Genomic DNA, 19,408 nt, shown 5'->3' with positions numbered 1-19,408 from the left:
GCCGGGGCGGAGCCCCGTGGCGTAGGGGGGCTGGGCCTACAGGTAAAGCCCGGCTTCCGTCCCGCCCCGCTGGTCCGGGACCGACGTCGGAGACACTCCGCGGCGCAGCGCGTACAGCTCCGCCAGTGTCGCGCCCTCGCGGCCCACGCCCTCGTCCGTGCCGAGCCAGTCCGTCGCCTCGTGGCGGGTCAAGGGGGAGACCTCGATGCGGGCCAGGCAGCGGCCGGGGCGGACCACCGCGGGGTGGAGGCGTTCCAGGTCTTCGTTGGTGGTGACGCCGACCAGGACGTTGCGGCCCTGGCCGAGCAGGCCGTCCGTCAGGTTCAGCAACCGCGACAACGCCTGGCCCGCCGTGTGCTTGGCCTCGCCGCGGATCAGTTCGTCGCAGTCCTCCAGGAGGAGCAGGCGCCAACGCCCGTTCGCCGAGCCGTCGTCCTCGCCGATCGCGATGTCCATCAGATAGCCGACGTCCGAGAAGAGCCGTTCGGGGTCGAGGACGCAGTCGACCTGACACCAGTCACGCCACGAGCGGGCCAGGGTGCGCAGGGCGGACGTCTTGCCCGTGCCCGGCGGGCCGTGCAGGAGGAGCAGGCGGCCCGCGATGTCCTCGGGGCGCGTCTTCATCAGCTCGTCCATCGCCTCGGCGACCGGCGCCGTGTAGTTGGGGCGCACCTCCTCCCAGGTGCCGGCCGAGATCTGGCGCGTCGTGCGGTGCGGGCCGCGGCGCGGGGACACGTACCAGAAGCCCATCGCCACGTTCTCCGGCTGCGGCTCCGGCTCGTCGGCCGCACCGTCCGTGGCCTGCCCCAGGACCTTCTCCGCCAGCTCCGCCGTCGTCGCCGTCACGGTGACGTCCGCGCCCCTGCTCCACCGGGAGATGAGCAGCGTCCACCCGTCGCCCTCGGCGAGCGTCGCGCTGCGGTCCTCGTCGCGCGCGGAACGCAGCACCCGGGCGTTCGGCGGCAGCAGTGTCGCGGCGGTGCGCACCCGGTCGATGTTCATCGCGTGCGAGTAGGGCTGCTCGCCCGTGGCGAAGCGGCCGAGGAACAGCGCGTCGACGACGTCGGAGGGTGAGTCGCTGTCGTCGACGCCCAGCCGGACCGGCAGCGCGTCGAAAGGGTTCGCAGACATGCCGCCATGATCCGGCACGAACGGGTCTCCCGCAGGCAATTTCCGCAGCGTGCCCCGGCCTCGTACCGGCCGCCACGCGCACCCCGGCCGTCGAACCTCGTTACGAGTCCGTGGCAGCGGAGCTGGTCCTTCCGCCAACTCCCCTCGTTACCCTTGTCCTTGATGGGACGTCATGGGTGGGAATCGGGGGCGCGGCGATGGCGACTCATCGCCCTGCTCGGCGTGGGCATGGCCGTACTGGCGCTGGTGCTGACCGTGATCAACACGCTTCCGGACGGCAAACAGAGCACCGCGGGCACCACCACGGACGGTGACAGGGTGCACGGCACGCCCGGTGCGCCGCCGAAGGAGCTGGGTCCGCAGGTCGGTTGGGGGTTCACGCACACGCAGTTCTCCGCCGACGAGGGCTCGTCCGCAGCGACCGAGCGAGCGGAGAAGCTGCTGGGGGAGCGGCCGATGCCGCAGAACCAGCACATCATGGGCTGGGGCGCGAGCAACCCGGAGCCGGTGAAGGGGCGTTACCAGTTCGAGGAGATGGACCGGCGGATCGACTTCATCCGCAAGTCCGGCGGTACACCCGTGGTCACGCTCTGCTGCGCGCCCGACTGGATGAAGGGCGGCAAGGCCGGCGTCGGCAACACGGACTGGAGCCAGGCCAGCCTGGAGACCGCGCCGTCCCCCGAGCACTACAAGGACTACGCGAACCTCGCGGCGACGGTCGCCAAGCGGTACCCGTACGTACGGCACTTCATCGTCTGGAACGAGTTCAAGGGCTTCTGGAACGACGGCAAGGGCCGCTGGGACTACGAGGGGTACACGAAGCTCTACAACCTCGTCTACAAGGCCCTGAAGAAGGTTGACAGAGACATCATGGTCGGCGGTCCCTATCTCGTCATGGACAGTCACCATCCCCAGCAGACCGACGGCACCTCCGACGAGGTCAAGGGCGCCTGGGGGCGGATGGACCAGCGGATCGTCGACGCCTTCGACTACTGGAACAAGAACAAGGCGGGCGCCGACTTCGTCGTCGTCGACGGGTCCAGTTATACGAACGACGACGAGATGCTGCCGGACGAGTTCGCCGCCACCGACAAGTTCACCGACGTCGGCGAGTGGATCGAGCGGGAGACCGACGGGCTGCCGCTGTGGTGGGCCGAGTACTACGTGGAGCCCGCCGACAGCAGGGACGAGCGGCAGGGCTGGAGCGAGCCGCACCGCGTCGCCGTGCAGGCCTCCGGGATGATCGCGATGGTGATGGGCGGGGCGACGTCCGGGTTCTACTGGAACCCCGAGGACGAGAAGGGCACGGGCTGCGCCGGCTGTCTGTGGCGGCCGACCGACCGTGCCTCCGGCGGCGGCGCGCTGCCGATGTACGGCCTGGTGTCGCGGTTCAACGAGGAGTTCGGGCCCGGCACGAAGTTCGAGAAGGTGTCGGTGGCCAAGGACGACGTGCCGAACGTGCGGGTGCTCGCCGACGACAAGACCGTGCTCGTCGTGAACACACTGAAGCGGCCGATCAACGCGAAGATCGACGGCAAGCGGTTCGAGATGCGGGGCTACGAGGTGAAGTGGCTGCGGCGGTAGTGCCGCCGCAGCCACTTCACCCCCTGCGCGTCGTCAGTTCAGACCCGTCCTCAGCTCAGGCCCGTCCTCAGTTCAGACCCGTCCTCAGTTCAGGCCCATGGTGATGAACCGCTGGATCAGCGACGCGAGCACCACCGCGAGCAGCGGCAGCGAGAACCAGAACGTGCTCTGCAACCACTGGAGTTGACGCACGCTCGGCCGCAGCGCGACCCGGACCACCTCGCGCGCCGTGAGCAGCACGATCAGGGCGGCCGCCGCGAGCGCGCCCACCAGCGACCACGGCGTCCAGGTGATCTGCGGCCCGATCGGCCCCGGCTCGGCCTTCGCGACCGGGCCCGGCGGTTCCTTGCGGAGCTGGTACATGGTCACGTCCGCGTTGACGTAGACCTTCTTCAGCTCCTCGCGCCGGTCCAGGTTCTCGACGAGGCGCGTGGGCCAGGCCTTGGAGTAGCCGACGTCCATCTGGAGATAGACGACCTGACTCTTGTTGAGCATGAGGTACGAGTTGGGGCCCGCGTCCTTGAGCGCCTTGACGAGGGAGCCGACGAGCACCGGGTCGACGGGCGCGAGCGTCGGCACGTACTGGACCTTCTCCATGTCGCGGGCGCCCCACGGCAGCGACGGCGTCACGTTCTCGACGGTGTCGTTGCTCATCCACAGCAGCCGCACGGTCGGGTCGTCGTGGGCGTAGACGTAGTCCATCGCCGCGACCTCGCCCGGGCGGATCCGCTCGAACGGCTCGTTGCCCCAACGGGCCACCAGGAAGCCGCCCATGAGTACCAGGCCAGCCATGAGCGCGGCCAGCGGGGCGAGGCTGATGCGGTCCTTGTCGCGTTCCTTCGCCGTGATGCCGGTGCGCGGGAACAGCGCGAGGCCTGCGAGGAGCGCGACGCCGGGCAGGGCGAACATGAAGACCCTGAGCGCCATCTCGCCGCCGTAGGACTGCATGCCGAAGCCCAGGAACGGCACGAAGGCCAGCACGAGCAGCGAGCGCTCGCGGTACTTCCAGTCGCGGCGCCGCCACCAGCCCCAGCAGGCGAACGCCAGGACGGAGCCGGCGAGCAGCACGCGCGTGTAGAGGACGAGCTTGTGGGACGAACTGCCGTCCTGGATACGGCCGGAGACCGAGGACGTCACATTGCCGCCGACGCCTCCGATGCCGCCAAACAGGTCGTTGAAGTGCCCCGACCAGTACGGCTCGGCGAGGAAGCCCAGCCAGACGACGACGATGACGCCGAACAGCAGCGGCAGGCCGCGCAGTTCGGACCTGCCGACCACGACCAGGACCGCGAGGACGCCCAGCATCACGAACGGGGTCAGCTGGTGCGCCGGGACCGTCGCCGCGAACAGGGCGATCAGGACGACGAGCAGCACCGCGCGCTGCCGTCTGTCGGTCGGCGCGACCTCGGTCTCCCCGGGGCGCCGCTTCGACCACAGCATCCGGGGCGCCCGGAAGTAGACCAGCAGGATCGCCACGAAGACCAGATAGAGGAGATACGTGAAGCCCTGCGGCGAGAAGTAGTCCTGGCCCACCCAGCCGCTCAGGACGAAGATCCAGACACCGGTCCACTTGGCACGCCAGCTCGCCCGCAGGGAGCGCAGCAGCAGGAACATCGGTGCCAGGTAGAGGAGTTGGATGGCCGTCGGCCACCAGCGAATGACCTCGGTCAGATCGTTGACGCCGCAGGCCTTCGCGAGGAACGCGGCCGCGGCGAAGAAGCCGGGCCAGCTCCAGCGGGCGTCCAGGTCGGGGACCGCGGAGCCGGTGCGGTCGATGTAGTCCATGAAGCCCAGGTGCTGCCAGGCCGTCGCGAACCGCGGCTCCGCCTCGATGACGGCGGGCAGCGCGTGCAGGGACACGACCGTGGCGAGCAGCGTGAGCAACAGCAGGCGCTTGTGCGGGCGTTCGAGCCACAGGAGCGAGGCGAAGACGCCGATGAGCAGGGCCGCGCCGAGCAGCGTCACGGGGGGCAGGACGGAGATCAGTCCGAGCCCGCCCATCCGGTCCAGATCGGCCTCGCCCATCCCGAGGACGGGCCCCCAGTAGAGCCCGATGGCCGCCACGAGCAGCAGCGCGAGGACGACGACGGTGGGGGTGAGCCGGGGCCGCTCCGCCGGCCGGGCGGGGCGTACCGGGGCGTCCGGATCCTGCTCCGAGTCCGGCTCGACGCTGGGTCCGGAGCCGAGTTCGGACTCGAAGTCGGATTCGAGGTCGGATTCGGGCTCGAATCCGGTTTCGGTGTCGAAGGCCAGGTCGACGGCCTCCGGATACGGGTCGGGAAGGACGGTCGAGTCGTCCTCCCCGCGGATGTCGCTCGACGCCTGGGAGGCGGAGGCGGCAGCGGAGGCAGGGACGGATGCGGAGGCGGCGGCGGGCGAGGAGGGCGGCGTGGTCACCCACGTGGGCCTGCGGGTGCCGGCCGGCGGTGTCACGGGTCCCGGGCGGATGTCGGGCCGGCGCTCCTGGTGGTCCAGGTTCAGCTGCACCGCGAGCTGCAGCGTGTCCGAGTCCATCGCGTCCCGCAGCGCCCACTTGGGTCCGTCCTTCGTGGCCGGCTCCAACTTCGGCGTGCCGAGGTCGGCCAGGTCGCCGTCGCGCGGCGCGTCCTCGGGCGGCGCCGTGGCGGGCGCGGCGCGCACCACGCGCCACAGCTTCGGCGCGGCGATCGCCACGATCACGGCGAGCGAGGAGATCTCGGCGACACCCGCGCCGGTGAGCCCCATCCGGGGCAGGAGCAGCAGCGTGAGACCGAGCACGAGCAGGCACAACAGGCCCTGGAGCCAGGCGAGTCCGGAGGTGCGGCTCTGCGCGCGCAGCACCGCGAAGTACGTCTCCATGACCACCCGCAGCGCCGCCCCGACCGCGAACCAGCGCAGCAGCGGGGTCGCCGCGTCCGCGTAGGCGGCGCCGAAGACGTGCAGCACGAACGGCGCGAGGATGAAGAGCAGGGCGCAGATCGGGAGCATGATGCGGGCCATGCGGCGCAGCGCGGCCCGGGTGTTGGCGGCGAGCTGCGCCGGATCGTGCGAACCCTCCACGGTCAGCGAGGCACCCATGTTGATGGCCAGCAGGTTGACCGTGCCGCCGATGGTGGTCGCGATGTAGAAGTACGCGTTGTCCGCCGAGCTGACCTGCGAGGCGATGAGCACCGGCACCAGGTAGACGACGGCGAGCGAGAACAGCGAACCCGTGTAGTCGCCCGCGAGGAACCGGCCCATCTCGCGCAGCGACGGCGGTTCCGCCTTGCTGTCCGTGGCCGCGATGTGCCGCGGCACGAGCCGCCGGAACACGAGCAGGCCCAGCGGAACCACCGAGAACGCGATCGCGACGACCCACGACACGAACACCCCGGTCGCCGCGAACGACGCCGCGAACGCGACGAGCAGCCCCAACTTCACCAGCGAGAACACCGTGTTGCCCACCGGCACCCACAGCGCGCTGCGCAGCCCGGTGAGCACCCCGTCCTGCAGCGTGAGCAGCGACCAGGCGATGACGGCGGCGATGAACCCGAGCCCGTTCAGCGTCCCGTGCAGGAAGCTGTACGAGGGTCCCCACACGTCGAGCGTGAGCAGGAAGATCAGCGCGGCGAACGCGACGGCGACCGAACTCCCCGCGTATGTACGGAAGATGAACCGCCCGGTGGCGCGCCCCGCGACCGGGATGAAGCGGGCGAGGGCCCCGGTCAGCGTCACGGCGGTGAGGCCCGCGAGGAACTTCATCGCCGCGATCGCGGCCGAGCCCTGACCGACCGCGTCCGCCGTGTAGTAGTGCGCGGCGGCCAGCCAGAAGCCGACGCCGAGCACGCCGGAGATGCCGGTGTTCAGCATCAGCGCATAGGCGTTCCGGAACAGCTGGCTCCCGCCCCCCGACCCGCCCATGCCGTCTTCTGTGCCCTTCTTGCCGCGCCCTATGCCGGGCAGCCTGAGCCGGCGTCCTGCGAGGGCCGGGGATCCGGCGTCGGTCGTGGTGGCCGGGTCGGCCTTGGCGCGGGTGGTCGTCGTGTCAGACACGGGTACGTGGGCCCTTCTGGCGGAGCGGGCCGGGCAGCAGGGCGGTCGCCTTGCGGCGGGCCTGCCGGGCTCTGCGGACCACGGCGTACCCCTTGGTGAGGGCACGGTCCCTGGCGAAGGTGCGGCCGATGGCGCGGCCGTCGACGATCCGCTCGAACTCGGTGACGTCGGTCGAGCGGCGCACGGTGACCCGCCGCAGGGCGTAGGGGCCCTGGGGCCGCCGGGCCAGCGCGTTGCCGACGGCGAGCGACTGGGCGAACCCGGCCGCGCGCACCGCCTGCCGCACCCGCCGGTCGGAATGCCCGTACGGATACGCGAAGGAGACCGGCGCCGGGCCCAGCTCGCCGGCGACGATCTCCCGGCAGCGCAGCAGCTCGAACTCCAGGTCCGTGTCGTCGAGTTGGTCGAGCTGCGGATGCGTGTGGCTGTGCCCGCCGATCTCCATGCCCTGCCCGGCGAGCGCCCGCACCTGGGGCCAGTCGAGCATCGCGTCGAGCCCGCCCCCGGTGTCGTACGCGCCGCGCAGCCACCCCGTAGAGACGAACAGGGTGGATGCGAAGCCGTGCTTGGCGAGGCTGGGCAGGGCGTGCGTGTGCACGCCCTCGTAGCCGTCGTCGAAGGTGATCAGGACGGGCCGGTCCGGGAGCGCCCGGCCGCCGCCGCGCCAGATCCCGGCGAGCTCGGCGGTGGTCAGCGGCGTGCAGCCGTGATCGGCGAGCAGTTCCATCTGCTCGGCGAACTGGGCCGGAGACACCGACAGTTGACGGGTCTCGGGGTTCGGGTCGGGGGAGACGGCGTGGTACATGAGGATCGGCACGGACCCGCCGTAGGACCACCGCTGCTGGGCGCTCACGCCACCGCCTCCGTTCTCCCGACTTCCTTCGTGGGCGCGTCGATCTCCGCCACGGTGAATGTCGCGCCCGCGCCGCGCGCCCGCCAGCTGCCGAGCGCATAGCCCCCGGCCGCCGCCAGCACCCCGGCCACGATCGCCCCGGCGCGGCCCGCGCCCCCGGCCCGACCCAGCGCGAAGTCCCGTACGCCGCGCGCCGCTCCGACCGGCAGCACCCGCGTCGAGTAGGCGCGCTCGGTCTCAAGTCCCTTGCCCGCGCCGACACTTCGGGCGACAAGAGCTTTGGAGAGGCCCTCGGCGTAGGCGCGCGTACGGAAGTAGGCGAAGCGTTCACGGCCGGCCGGCACCCGGTGGTGGATGACGGCCCGGTCGTCGATCAGGAGCACCGCGTCCGGTCTCGCCCGCGTGATCCGGATGCACAGCTCCGTCTCCTCGCAGCCCAGCGGCCGCTTGTCGCCGTCCCGGCCGATGCCGGTCGCGAAGCCGCCCGCGATGTCGAAGGCGCCGCGCCGGAACGAGGCGTTGCCACCGAGCACGTTGCGCACCTCGACCTTGCCGCGCGGCAGGCCCTTGTACGAGCAGCCCACCACCCAGTCGAACTCCTCAGGGAACCAGCGGGGCCTGCGCCCCGAGGCCCAGATCGGCTCGGTGTGCCCGCCGACCGCGAGGACGCGCGGGTCGGCGTATCCGGCGGCGAACCAGTGCAGCCAGTCCCGCTCGGCGACGGCGTCGTCGTCGAGGAACGCGACGATGTCGCCGCGCGCGGCGGCGATCCCGGTGTTGCGCCCGGCGGAAAGACCCCGCGGCCCCGCGTTCGCCAGCACCTCGACGCCCTGCTCGCCGTCGAACTCCTTGGTGAGACGGTCGAGGAGGGCCGGGTTGTGGTCGACGACGAGGAGCGTCTCCAGGGCGGCGTACGACTGTGCGCGCACGGAGTCGACGGCGGCGAGGATGTCGCTCCAACGGTCTTCGGTGTACACGCAGATGACGACGGACGCCGTCATCCGCGTGCCGTGTCGCTCCGTCAAGACCCGTCCCCCCGCACGAGGGTGAGCTTCGATGCGGTCTGCCTGCTGCGCAGGGCGCGACGGTTCGAGCGCTCCTTCATGATGACCTTGAGTACGCGCAGGCCGTCCCGGACGGCGCGCAGGTTGCTGGCGCCGTGGATGCGCAGGTACTCGTGGCTCGGTATCTCCTGGACCTTCAGGCCGGCCTTGACGACCCGGATGTTCATCAGGGTCTCCACCTCGAACCCGGTGCAGTCGAGGTCGATGTCGTCCAGGCAGTGCCGCCAGAACGCGTTGTACCCGTAGCAGAGGTCGGTGTAGCGGGCGCCGAACTTGGCGTTGACCGCCGAGCACAGCGCCCAGTTGCCGAGCTTGCGGATGGGCGTCATGTCGTCCGTGCCGCCGCCGTTGGCGAACCGCGAGCCCTTGGCGAAGTCGGCGCCGGAGACGAGCGCGGAGACGTAGGAGACGATCTCCTGGCCGTCGGCGGAGCCGTCCGCGTCGACCATGACGATGATGTCGCCGCTGCAGGCCGTGAAGCCGGTGATCAGGGCATCCCCCTTGCCCTTTCCGCGCTGCGGTACGACCACGACTTCCGGCCACAATTCCCTGGCCACTTCCACGGTGTTGTCGGTGGAATTTCCGTCCACCAGAACGACTTCGTGGATCCAGTCGGGAAGAGTCTTGAAGACGTACGGAAGATTTTCCGCCTCGTTCATGGCCGGAATGACCACGCTGACCCGCGGCGCGATCGCCAGGTGCGTGGAGATGGCCCGGTAACGGGCGGGAATTCTGCCTTCCGGCGATGTCCCCTCGGGTATCACTGGAGGCACAACGGAACTGCTCATGAGTCTGGTCCCTCTCGTCCGGTGGACCGCCCGCCCCCGGGCGGTCCGGCTTCGTGTCCGGTTCGAAAGGGGGGTTCTCACTCACGGCCGTGCCGGAAGACCTCTCCGTACAGGCCGGGTGAGCTGGCATTGCACACCGGTTTGTCGGACCGGTCGCGCGGCACGCGACCCGGCTCCCCCGGACGCCGGAGCGAGCGGGCTCACCGGAACGCGGCACCCCCCTGCCGCGCCCCGCCCCGGACCTTCGCGACCTCGGTCCCTCCCCTAGATCGCATTTCGTGCTGGTCCGATGCGGGTGGATGTACGACGGTATTGATGATTGAGACTGTATGGCAAGACCTGGAACGAGGCCTCACGTTTTTATTGTTTTGGCCATTTCCTTAACTTCCGTCCCCTCTTAGTGGATTTTCCCGATCCGTTTGCGAATCTCCTGGGCCGCGCCCCCACGCAGCTGTCGGATGATCCATTGCAAAAGAAAAGCGGAAGCGCTGAGTACCGCCACGGCGAGCACTCCGCCGTCCACCGACCAGCGGTGCACGGCGAGCATGCCCTGGGCGACCAGCATGACGACCGCGATCGCGCCGGCCACCGAGGTGAGCGCCCGGGCCCACGGATCGAGCCCGCGCAGGGCGGCCGCGAACGCGACGCCGGGCGCGGCGAGCAGGAAGAAGAGCGCGAGTGGTCCGCGCAGCGGGGATCCGGCGTGCGAGAGCGCGAGAACGAGACCCGCGCCTCCCGCGACGACGCCCGCCCCCGCGAGCAGCTGAAGGCCGTCCGATGAAGACGGCTTGATGCCGATGGTCTGCATTGGCGACTTTGCCCCCCGACGCGCCGGATGCCGGGCTTCAATGTGGCGCAGTCCCGGGCCTGCGTCAAGGAGGCCACAGGGGCAACTCCGGATCCCTGCGGTCCAGTTGGTCGGCGCTCTACGGGCGTAGCGTCGATGAGCTGAGGGTATGTCATATCCCTGGCATGAACCTGCAACGCGAGCGGGCGGCAGAGACCCTGCTGATCCTGCTAAAGGGAGGTTCCATGAGATCTTTCCGGATTGCGGCCCACGTCTCCTCTTTCGTCCTTGCCGCGGTGGCAGCCCTGACCGGGGCCACAGCCGCGCAAGCCGCCGACTCCGCAGCCGCCACGGGCTATGTGGCCCTCGGCGACTCCTACTCCTCCGGTGTCGGCGCCGGCAGCTACGACGCCGACAGCGGCGCCTGCAAGCGCTCCACGAAGGCGTACCCGGCCTTGTGGGCAGCGGCCCACTCACCCTCAAGCTTTAATTTCACCGCGTGCTCGGGTGCTCGTACGGGTGATGTCATCGCCAACCAGCTCGGCCCGCTCGGCGCGGGGACCGGGCTCGTGTCCATCTCGATCGGCGGCAATGACGCGGGCTTCGCCGACGTCATGACGACCTGTGTCCTGTACTCCGAGTCCACCTGCGTGAAGCGCGTCAACGAGGCTCGTGCGTACGTCACTTCGACCCTGCCGAGCAAGCTCTCCGACGTCTACTCGGCGATCAGCACCAAGGCGCCCGCCGCCCACGTGGTGGTGCTCGGCTACCCCCGCTTCTACAAGCTCAGCGGCACCTGTGTGGCGGGCCTCTCCGAGAACGAGCGCTCGGCCATCAACGGCGCCGCGGACCTCCTCAACTCCACCATCAAGGAGAACGCCGCGACCAGGGGCTTCGCCTTCGGCGATGTGACCAGCACGTTTACCGGGCACGAGATCTGCTCCGGCGCCGCGTGGCTGCACAGTGTCAACTGGGCGAACATCGGCGAGTCGTACCACCCCACGGCCGCCGGGCAGTCGGGCGGCTACCTGCCCGTGTTCGCCTCCGCCGCGTAGCCGGATCCCGGTCCGCGGACCTCGGTGCGCGGACCTCAGTACGTGGGTGAACCGGTGGTGGCCCCGGTCGTCGGGGTCACCACCTTGCACGTGATCGCGTACGAGACGTAGTTGGACGTCACCGCCACCGGGCTGCGCACCTCGACACCGATCTGCCCGCGCAGCGTCCCGCCCTCTTCGTAGTGAGTCTGCGTGGTGGTGACCGTACGGGCCTTGTTCGCGGCGCCCTTGGGGACGATCAGCGTCTTCCAGCCGGGGTCCGAGGCCTCGCCGCCCCGCACCACCCAGCGGTACTGCACGGAGGCGGGTGCGCGGCCCACCGTGATCGTCGCGGCGAAGGCCGGGGCCGCGGCGGCCGGCGGCGGGCACGGGCCCTAGTAACTGCCGCGCACCGCGCGGACGTTGACCTTGACGGACTGGGCCGGGGTGGTCGTGTGGCCGCCGCTGCCGGAACCGCCGTCGCCGCCGTTCCCTCCGTTGGTGGAACCGCCGCTGCTGCCGCCGTTGTTGTCGCCGGTGGTGCCGCCGCCGGTGTCGCCCCCGCTGCCGCCGTTGTTGTCGCCCGTGGTGCCCCCGTTGTTCCCGCTGTTTCCGCCCCCGGACGTGCCACCGCCGTTGCTCGTGTTCCCGTTGGGGTCCGCGTCGCGGTTGAGCATGGCGTACGTGAGTCCTCCGATGGCGAGGAGGAGGACCACGATGCCCGCGATCATGGCCCTCGATGCGCGGCGCGGGTAGCGGGAGTCGGGCTCGGCGCGGACCGGGGCCGTGGTGGCCGTCTGCGGGGCGCCCATCGGGAGCGGAGTCGGGGGAGGGACGGGCGTGTGCGCCTGCTGCGACGTCATCGTCGGCTGCGAGGCGAGCGGGGAGGCCTGCACCGGGCCGGCGCGCAGGGTGCCGCCCGAACCGACGATGCGCAGGTTCTGCTCGGCCTCGGACGCCGGGGTCCGCTGGGACGGATCCTTGCGCAGCAGCCCCTCGATCACGGGCGCCAGCGGCCCCGCGCGGTGCGGCGGCGGCAACTCCTCGTCCACGATGGCCCGCAGCGTGCTGAGCGGGGTGTCCTGGCGGAACGGCGAGTGCCCCTCCACGGACGCGTACAGCAGCACACCGAGCGACCACAGGTCCGACTCGGGCCCCGGGGTGCGCCCCAACGCCCTTTCCGGGGCCAGGAATTCGGGCGATCCGATGACCTCGCCCGTCATGGTGAGGGCCTGCGTCCCCTCGACCATGGCGATGCCGAAGTCGGTGAGCACCACCCTGCCCTCGTTCGACAGGAGTACGTTGCCGGGCTTCACGTCGCGGTGCAGCACGCCCGCCTCGTGGGCGGCGCGCAGCGCGGCGAGCACCTCGGCGCCGATGTGCGCGGCGTAGGCCGGGGGCATCGGGCCCTCCGCGTCCAACTGCTCGGCGAGCGAGACGCCGCGGACCAACTCCATGACGATCCACGGGCGTTGTTCCTCGGTGGCCACGTCGTAGACCGTCACGACGTTGCGGTGCGTGATCCGCGCCGAGGCCCACGCCTCCCGCTCCAGGCGCGCGTACATCCGCTGCACCTCGGCGTCCGGGAGCCCGGCGGGCGCGCGCACCTCCTTCACGGCGACCTCGCGCCCGAGCACCTCGTCGCGGGCCCGCCACACGGTGCCCATGCCGCCCTCGCCGAGGGGGTCGAGCAGCCGGTACCTTCCGGCGACCACACGCTCAACCACGGGCGCCCCCATTCGTGGGAAGACAAGCAAGCGCGACACGACAAGTCTGAACAAAAGTAGCTCAACCGAGCGCTGTTGCGGCCCCCCTGAACACCAATCCGCAGCCGAGGGCCACCACGACGAAGGCCGAACCGAACGGCACCGCGCGGCTCAGACCGCGGCGTACGAACGCGGCGAGCGGGCCGCGTCCCGGCCGCGGCAGATCCGCGAGGGACTGCGCGATCCGGCCGCCGATGCGCACCACCGTGAAGCCGACCGCGGTGAGGGTGAGCGCGAGTCCGGCACCGTAGCCGAACACGAGCAACAGGCCGAACCACGCCTTGCCGAGCGCGGAGGCGCCGACGAGCACGACGACGGCCGAGGGGCTGGGGACGAGGCCTCCGGCGAATCCGAGGAACAGGGTTCCACGGAGGGTGGGTTGAGGCATCGGGTGCGGGTGCGGGTGCGGGTGCGGGTGCGGGTGGGGATGCGGATGCGCGTGGCCGTGATCGTGCCCGTGCCCGTGGTCATGCGTGTGCTCGTGCCCGTGGTCATGCTCATGGTCATGGTCGTGTGTGTGCGCCCGTGCCGCCGCGCGGTAGCGCCACGCCCTGCGGAGCAGGCCCACCCCCGCGGCCGTGACCAGCACACCGCTCGCCAGGCCCAGCCAGGCGATCACCGAGGGTGCGGCAGCGGAGCCGGCCGTGACGAGGACGCCCAGGGCGATCACGCCGAGCGTGTGCGTGACCGTCACCGACGCGGCGAGCGGCAGCACGTCCCGGAGCCTCGCCCGGCTGCGGGCCGCGGCGGCCGCCGCCATCAGGGTCTTCCCGTGTCCTGGCGCGAGCGCGTGCAGTGCGCCGAGGACCATCGCGATGCCGAGCGCCAACGCCCCGAAACCGGGGCCGAGTTCGTGCCGCGACACCAGTCCTGTGAGGGCCTCGGTCCAGCGGTCGGCGCCGCGGGGGAGCACCTCGGAGCCGATCGGACGCCCGCCGTCGGCGTCGGCCGCGCCGTCCGTCGCAGGGGCCGCCGGGCCGCCGGGCACGGCCGTGACCGAGGCCGCGACCCGGTCGGGCGGCGAGGACAGCAGGTCCTTCGGGTAGCGCGTCAGCCGGTCCGAGATCGACGTGGCGGGCACGTTCGAGGCCTTCAGTGTCATCCGGTCGCCGCGCGCCGTGATCTCCCGCCAGCCCGGGCCCTTGGCGACGCCGGTGCGCAGCTCGACGCGCACCTTCTCGCCGTGTGTCTCGCCCTGCTTCTCGCGCAGCGGCGCGGTGAACGCGCACTCCACGCGCAGCGTCTTGAGTCCCGCCTGGCCGGGGCGCAGGCGTGCGTCGGCCGTACGCACCTCAAGGGCGGCCCGACGCCCGTCGACGTCGGCCTTGGCACTCCGCGCGGCACTCGCGCAGCGTTCCTTCGCCCACACCGCCCGCCCCCGCTCGTCGAGTTCGGGCCGCACCTGCTGCGTCGGGATCTCCGCCAGGTCCTCCACGTGGTCGACGCGCAGGGCGTCGCGGCCGACGAGCAGCCCGTCGTAGTGGTTGACGGTGAAGTTGCCGAGCGGGTGCGCGGCCGCCCCCGGGGCGCCGGCCAGGAGGAGCCCGACCGTGGCGGCGCCGAGAGCCGTGGGCAGCGCGACGTACCGCTTCCAGCGCCTCATCGTCCCGCCTCCTTCCCCGTGGCCCCGGCCAGTGCCGCCCGCGCCGCCTTCGCGCCCAGCGGCGAGAAGGCGGGGTTGCGGTCCAGCGCCTCGCGCAGCAGCTCGCGGCCCTCGGCCCGGTCGCCCGCGGCCAGTTCGATCACGCCCCGGTGGTAGAGGAACGCGGCCTCGCCGAATCCGGTGGCCGTGGCCCGCCGCGCGTACGGCAGCGCCTCCTTGTCGCGCCCGGCCGCGTGCAGCGCCCAGGCGAGCGCGTCCGCCGTGTGCACGGTGTGCCGGCGCTGCCACTCGGCGCGCGCCGCCTTGAGGCCCGCGGCCCGGTCGCCGTGCTCCGTGGAGGCGAGCGCCGTGTCCAGGTCGACGTCGACGCCGCCCGCGCGCGCGAGTCGCAGCCAGGTGCCGACGAGGGCGTACTGGCGCTTCGCCGCCCTGTCGTCGCCGCGCGCCTCGTAGAGCTCGCCGAGCTCCACCAGCGCGGTCGGCAGCGGGGCGCGCGCGACGACGGTCTTCAGGTCACGGATCGCGCCCGCCGTGTTCCCGCTCGCGGCCCGCGCCCTGCCGCGCCCCTCCAGGGCGGCGACCGCGGCCGGGTCCGCGCGCAGCGCCGTCGCGTAGTGGCGCAGGGAGTTCTTGTACTCGCCCTGGCGCCAGTCGAGTTGGCCGAGCGCGGTGGCCACGTACGAGACGTCGCCGGGCGACGTGGCGCCGGCGAGCGCCCGGTCCAGGACCTTGCGCGCCGTCGTGACGTCGCCGCGCAGCTCATGTACGTATGCGAAGCGGGTGAAGCTCGGGATGCCGGGGCGGCGCGAGTCCGCGACGTCCGCCGCCTTCAATGCGCCCTTGTAGTCACCGAGTTCGACGAGCGCGTCGACGCGGAGTGCCAGTGCCGCCTCGCCGTAGGGGTTGACCTTCAGGGCCCCCCGCGCGAGGCGCAGCGCCCCGTCGAAGTCGTGCCGGGCCGCGGCGAGCGCGGCCTGCCCGGCGAGCGCCGGGTCGTTGCCGGGGCGCAGCTTCAGGGAGCGGGCCAGGGCGCGCTCGGCCTGCGGGTAGCGGGACGGGTCGGCGCTCACCCGCGCCTGCTCGACGTACGCCGTGCCGAGCGACGCCCACGACGCGTGGTCCCTGGGCTGGGCCTTCAGGTGCTTCTGCAGCTGGGACACGCCCCGGTCGAGGTCGCCGGAGGCGAGCCGGGCCGGTGCCGGGTTCGGGGCGCTGCCCGTGGTCACGGCCTTCGGCGGGGAGCCGTCGTCGGCGACCAGGGCGCCCGCGGTGAGGGCGAGGGCGAGCGCGGCGCCCAGGGCGAGCAGCCGCCCGAGCCCCGACGCCCCGATCCCCTTGCCGGACAAGGCCTGCATGCGCGCTCCTAGGGACAATTTCCGAGAGACGAAGAGGTGACGAGGTGACGAGGTGAAGAGACGAAGCGGTGAAGAGACAAAGAGACGAGTGGAAGGCGCGGCCCGCGGTGGGGAGGATCAGGCACGCGGGCCGCGCCGGTCGGTGGGTTGCCTGGGACGACCAGAAGCGCTCAGCCGGAGAACGGCGGACCGAAGCCCGCGCGCCGCCTGCTCCGGCTGCGCCACCACACGAGCGCGGTGCCGATCAGCAGGAAGCCGGCGCCGGCCGCCGCGAGGGAGGCCGTCACGAGCGTGTCGTCGTCGCCGGAGTCCGAGGACACCGAGCTGCCGGTGAGCTGGTCGCGGACCTCGGTGTCGCTCTGCGTCTTGTTCTTGGCGAGCGGCCCGCGCGAGCCCTCCGTGGGCAGCGCCACGTACGGGAAGGTCGACTCGAACTTCTTGTCGTTGGCGTCGACGGCGTCGCCCAGGTCGTTCTTCTTGCCGAGGAGCTCGCCCTCGACGACCTGGAGCTCGGCGTCCACGACGTCGTCGGAGAGCCGACGCCCGTTCGGGAAGCCCGCCTTGTCGCCCTCGAGGACACCGAGACGCTTCGGTGAACTCGTCGGCGGTATCGACGTGTTGAGGCGCAACATCTCCGAGGGGCGCACGCCCGGCGGCTGGTTGAGGCCCTTCACGCCCTTCAGGAAGACGTCCACCAGATCGTTGCGCGGTGTCTTCGGAGCCTTGATCTTGTAGATCGACTCGATCAGCTTGGGCAGTTCGGGCTCGGTCACGAACGGCAGGAACTGGCTGTCGTTCCACGGCGAGGACGCGTTGAAGCGGTCCTTGACCTTCTGCGGGTTCACCACTTCGTTGACCAGCGGGCTGCCGAGCCTGGACACCTGCGTCCAGTCGCCCTTCGCATCCTTGCGCGAGGTCGTCGACCACACGCCGATGGTCGGCTGGTCCTTCGACTCCGTCAGGAACGCGGTGGGCACCTGGAGGGCGACCGTGTTCACGTTGTAGCCCTTGAGCGTGTCCCGGCCGACCTCCGAGAGGTTCCCGCCGTACAGCAGGTCGAAGACGCGCAGGTCGAGGAAGAACGGGTCGTCGGCCTGGCCCACGTACGAGGTGACGCCGCCGCCGACCTTCTTGACCGCCTGGTCGCGCAGCGTCTTGTAGTCGGGCATCGACGCCTTGCCGACGTTCGACGGCGCCACCGGGGCATCGTCGGCGATCTTCGACTTGGACACGATCTTCTGGTCCTTCAGGCGCAGCAGATCGATGTCGTAGGTCTGCGTGACGTTGAGGTTCGGGTCGTCGAGGCTCTTCACCGGGCCGGTGTTGTAGAGGAACGTGTTCCCGTTCTTGGTGTGGGTCTTGAACGTCCACCGGTACAGCAGATCGCCCTGCGCGTCGCCGTCGCTGTCGATGTGCACGTCGTAATGGGCGTCTTCGGGGAACGGGTAGAAGTTCGGGCCGCCCGCGGGCTCCTCGAAGGGGGTCCAGTTGGCCACCAGGGTCGTGGTGTCCGGCTTGTCGGGGCTCACGAACGCGTACACGTCGGTGTTGTCGTACTGGGGCTGGCCCGAGATCAGGGGGGCCTCGCGGTGGCTGGAGGCCTCGGCCCGCTGCGGGCCGAGGCCCGTCGCGCCGGCGGCCGCGACACCGCCCGCGGCGAGGCCGCCGCAGACCAGGAGCGCCAGCCCCCGGCGCCGCATGCGTGCGCGGGGTGCGCCGCGTGCCATGTCTGGGCTTTCCGAAGCCGATGCTTTCGATGGCTTCGCTGACTGAGAGGTCATGGGTCCGTCCTCACGCGGTCCGTGCACGAAGTGCGGTTGACGCCAAGCCATTCGGCGCACCGCGCCCGGCGGATTGGTCGTCCGCGGATCGATGCGTAGCGGATTGCCGCGCGGCGGGCCCGCGTTCCGCGCCCGTCCGCCCGTACTTCCTTCACGAAACTTCGCGGCGCCCCCGATCCGGACCGGGCCCGGCCGCGAACCACGTAGTGGGGGCGGCGCGGCACCGGGCCGCGCCGCCGGGCGGGAGGGGAACCGATGCGGGCGGACAAGTTGCTGCCATTGGTCGGGCAGGGGGACGTGCGGGCGTACGAGGAGCTGTACGAGCTGGTGTCGGGCGCGGTGTACGGGCTCGTGCTCCGGGTGCTTCGGGACCCCGCCCAGTCCGAGGAGGTCGCCCAGGAGGTGTTCCTCGAACTGTGGCGCGACGCCGCCCGTTTCGACCCGCGCCGGGGCACCGCGATGGCCTGGGTGCTCACCCACGCCCACCGCAGAGCGGTCGACCGGGTGCGCAGCGCCCGCGCGTCCAGGGAGCGCGAGGAGCGCGCCGCGAGCCGCTGGCACCGCACCGCCTTCGACGAGGTCGCCGAGCAGGTCGAGACCAACCTGGACCGCGAGTGGGTGCGCCGCTGCCTCGAAGGGCTCACCGAACTCCAGCGCCGCTCCGTGACCCTCGCCTACTACGAGGGGTACACCTACCGGGAGGTCGCGCAGCGCCTCTCCGTTCCGCTCGGCACCGTCAAGACGCGGATGCGCGACGGTCTCACACGGCTGCGCGCCTGCCTGGGGGACGCCGCATGAACGACCGCATCCCGAAGAGCCACAGGGTCCTCTGGGGCCCGCGTGCCCACACCCTCGCCGCGCCCTATGCCCTTGACGCCCTGGAACACCGCGAACGGGCGCGGTTCGAGCGGCACTTGACGCGCTGCGACTCCTGTGCCGACGAGGTGCGCGCGCTGACGGAGAGCTCGGTGCGGCTCGCCTGCTCGGCCTCCGTGGCCCCGCCCGCCGAGCTGCGCGAGCGGGTGCTGACCGCCGTACAGGTCACGGCCCAGGTTCCCGCGGCCCATGCCCCCGCGGCGGACCGGCCCCGCACCGCGCCACGCGCGCGTGGGCTCCTCGTTCCGCTCGGCGTGGCCACGGGGGCGGGCGCGCTCACCGTGGCCGCGCTCTTCGCCGTACAGCTGGAGCGCACCTCGGACCAACTCGACGAGCAGCGGGCCGCCGCGCGCGAGGTGGCGGCGGTGCTCGCGGCTCCGGACGCCAGCGCGGTCCGCGCGGACGGGCTGAATGTCGTCGCGTCGCCGGAGCGGGGCAGCGCGGTGATCACTGTCACAGGTCTCGAAGCGCCGCCCCGCGGCAAGGCCCACCAGTTGTGGCTGATGGAGCCCTCGGCGCCGCCGCGCTCCCTCGGTGTGCTGCCCGAGGACGGCTCCGACACGCCGGTGGTGGCCACCGGCTTGACTCCGGACACCTCCTCACTCGCTGTCACGACGGAGCCGGACGGCGGTTCTGTGCGCCCCTCAGGAGCCCCACTTGTCCAACTCGCCCTGGAATCGGTCGGATTCGGAGAGTGATCGCTTTCGAACCGTCAACCCCCTTACGAGGGAGGTGAATACTGCGACCGGGATACACGAGTGTCGCGCTGGGGCGA

13 protein-coding genes and 1 pseudogene are annotated in these 19,408 nt (G+C 71.5%); 4 read left to right on the top strand and 10 right to left on the bottom strand.

Annotation, left to right across the window (positions count from 1 at the left end; translation table 11 throughout):
• Nucleotides 1-36 precede the first annotated feature (36 nt).
• Nucleotides 37-1,131 (bottom strand): DUF5925 domain-containing protein, encoded by a 1,095-nt coding sequence (locus OHA73_RS11635; protein ID WP_266721289.1) that lies wholly within the window; start codon nt 1,129-1,131, stop codon nt 37-39.
• A gap of 162 nt (nt 1,132-1,293) precedes the next feature.
• Between OHA73_RS11635 and OHA73_RS11630 the strand changes: the two genes are divergently transcribed.
• Nucleotides 1,294-2,715: a GH39 family glycosyl hydrolase gene (locus OHA73_RS11630; protein WP_327654998.1), complete on the top strand. Its 1,422-nt coding sequence runs from the start codon at nt 1,294-1,296 to the stop codon at nt 2,713-2,715.
• Nucleotides 2,716-2,799: 84 nt separating this feature from the next.
• Here the strand turns inward: OHA73_RS11630 and OHA73_RS11625 are convergent, their stop codons facing one another.
• From OHA73_RS11625 to OHA73_RS11605, 5 genes are all read right to left on the bottom strand, one after another.
• The gene (locus tag OHA73_RS11625) at nt 2,800-6,726 is read right to left on the bottom strand and encodes a lipopolysaccharide biosynthesis protein (protein WP_327654997.1); all 3,927 of its coding nucleotides are present in this window, start codon (nt 6,724-6,726) and stop codon (nt 2,800-2,802) included.
• Nucleotides 6,719-7,531, bottom strand: coding sequence for a polysaccharide deacetylase family protein (locus OHA73_RS11620; protein ID WP_327658447.1), 813 nt, complete (start codon nt 7,529-7,531; stop codon nt 6,719-6,721). The genes OHA73_RS11625 and OHA73_RS11620 overlap by 8 nt, the downstream gene beginning before the upstream one ends.
• Nucleotides 7,532-7,575: 44 nt before the next feature.
• Nucleotides 7,576-8,580, bottom strand: a complete 1,005-nt coding sequence (locus OHA73_RS11615) for a glycosyltransferase family 2 protein (protein ID WP_327658446.1) — start codon at nt 8,578-8,580, stop codon at nt 7,576-7,578.
• 20 nt (nt 8,581-8,600) lie between these two features.
• Nucleotides 8,601-9,431, bottom strand: a complete 831-nt coding sequence (locus tag OHA73_RS11610) for a glycosyltransferase family 2 protein (RefSeq protein ID WP_266721295.1) — start codon at nt 9,429-9,431, stop codon at nt 8,601-8,603.
• A gap of 397 nt (nt 9,432-9,828) precedes the next feature.
• Nucleotides 9,829-10,239 (bottom strand): hypothetical protein, encoded by a 411-nt coding sequence (locus OHA73_RS11605; protein WP_327654996.1) that lies wholly within the window; start codon nt 10,237-10,239, stop codon nt 9,829-9,831.
• 224 nt (nt 10,240-10,463) lie between these two features.
• Between OHA73_RS11605 and OHA73_RS11600 the strand changes: the two genes are divergently transcribed.
• Entirely contained in the window at nt 10,464-11,273 is an 810-nt protein-coding gene (locus OHA73_RS11600; protein WP_266721299.1) for an SGNH/GDSL hydrolase family protein, read from the top strand.
• Nucleotides 11,274-11,308: 35 nt separating this feature from the next.
• On the opposite strand, the pseudogene OHA73_RS11595 reads toward OHA73_RS11600, so the two are convergent.
• The 4 genes and pseudogenes from OHA73_RS11595 to OHA73_RS11580 all read right to left on the bottom strand — a co-directional run bounded on the left by OHA73_RS11595 (nt 11,309) and on the right by OHA73_RS11580 (nt 17,703).
• Nucleotides 11,309-12,991 (bottom strand): annotated as a pseudogene (locus OHA73_RS11595) (serine/threonine-protein kinase).
• A 49-nt stretch (nt 12,992-13,040) separates the two neighbouring features.
• Entirely contained in the window at nt 13,041-14,621 is a 1,581-nt protein-coding gene (locus OHA73_RS11590; protein WP_327654995.1) for a nickel transporter, read from the bottom strand.
• On the bottom strand, nt 14,618-15,976 hold the full coding sequence (locus tag OHA73_RS11585) for a tetratricopeptide repeat protein (protein WP_327654994.1): 1,359 nt from the start codon (nt 15,974-15,976) through the stop codon (nt 14,618-14,620). The genes OHA73_RS11590 and OHA73_RS11585 overlap by 4 nt, the downstream gene beginning before the upstream one ends.
• Before the next feature lie 170 nt (nt 15,977-16,146).
• Nucleotides 16,147-17,703, bottom strand: coding sequence for a DUF4331 domain-containing protein (locus OHA73_RS11580; protein ID WP_327654993.1), 1,557 nt, complete (start codon nt 17,701-17,703; stop codon nt 16,147-16,149).
• A gap of 309 nt (nt 17,704-18,012) precedes the next feature.
• Between OHA73_RS11580 and sigK the strand changes: the two genes are divergently transcribed.
• Together sigK and OHA73_RS11570 are read left to right on the top strand one after the other, a co-directional pair.
• The gene (gene sigK / locus OHA73_RS11575) at nt 18,013-18,555 is read left to right on the top strand and encodes an ECF RNA polymerase sigma factor SigK (RefSeq protein WP_327654992.1); all 543 of its coding nucleotides are present in this window, start codon (nt 18,013-18,015) and stop codon (nt 18,553-18,555) included.
• A complete protein-coding gene (locus OHA73_RS11570) occupies nt 18,552-19,331 on the top strand; it encodes an anti-sigma factor (protein WP_267070985.1) in 780 nt (259 codons plus the stop codon). Before sigK ends, OHA73_RS11570 begins: the two co-directional genes overlap by 4 nt.
• Nucleotides 19,332-19,408: the final 77 nt, after the last annotated feature.

Source organism: Streptomyces sp. NBC_00483 (genome assembly GCF_036013745.1).
Lineage (GTDB): Bacteria > Actinomycetota > Actinomycetes > Streptomycetales > Streptomycetaceae > Streptomyces.
The sequence above is the reverse complement of the archived record's forward strand: the minus strand, read 5'-3'. Positions and strand labels throughout refer to the sequence as shown.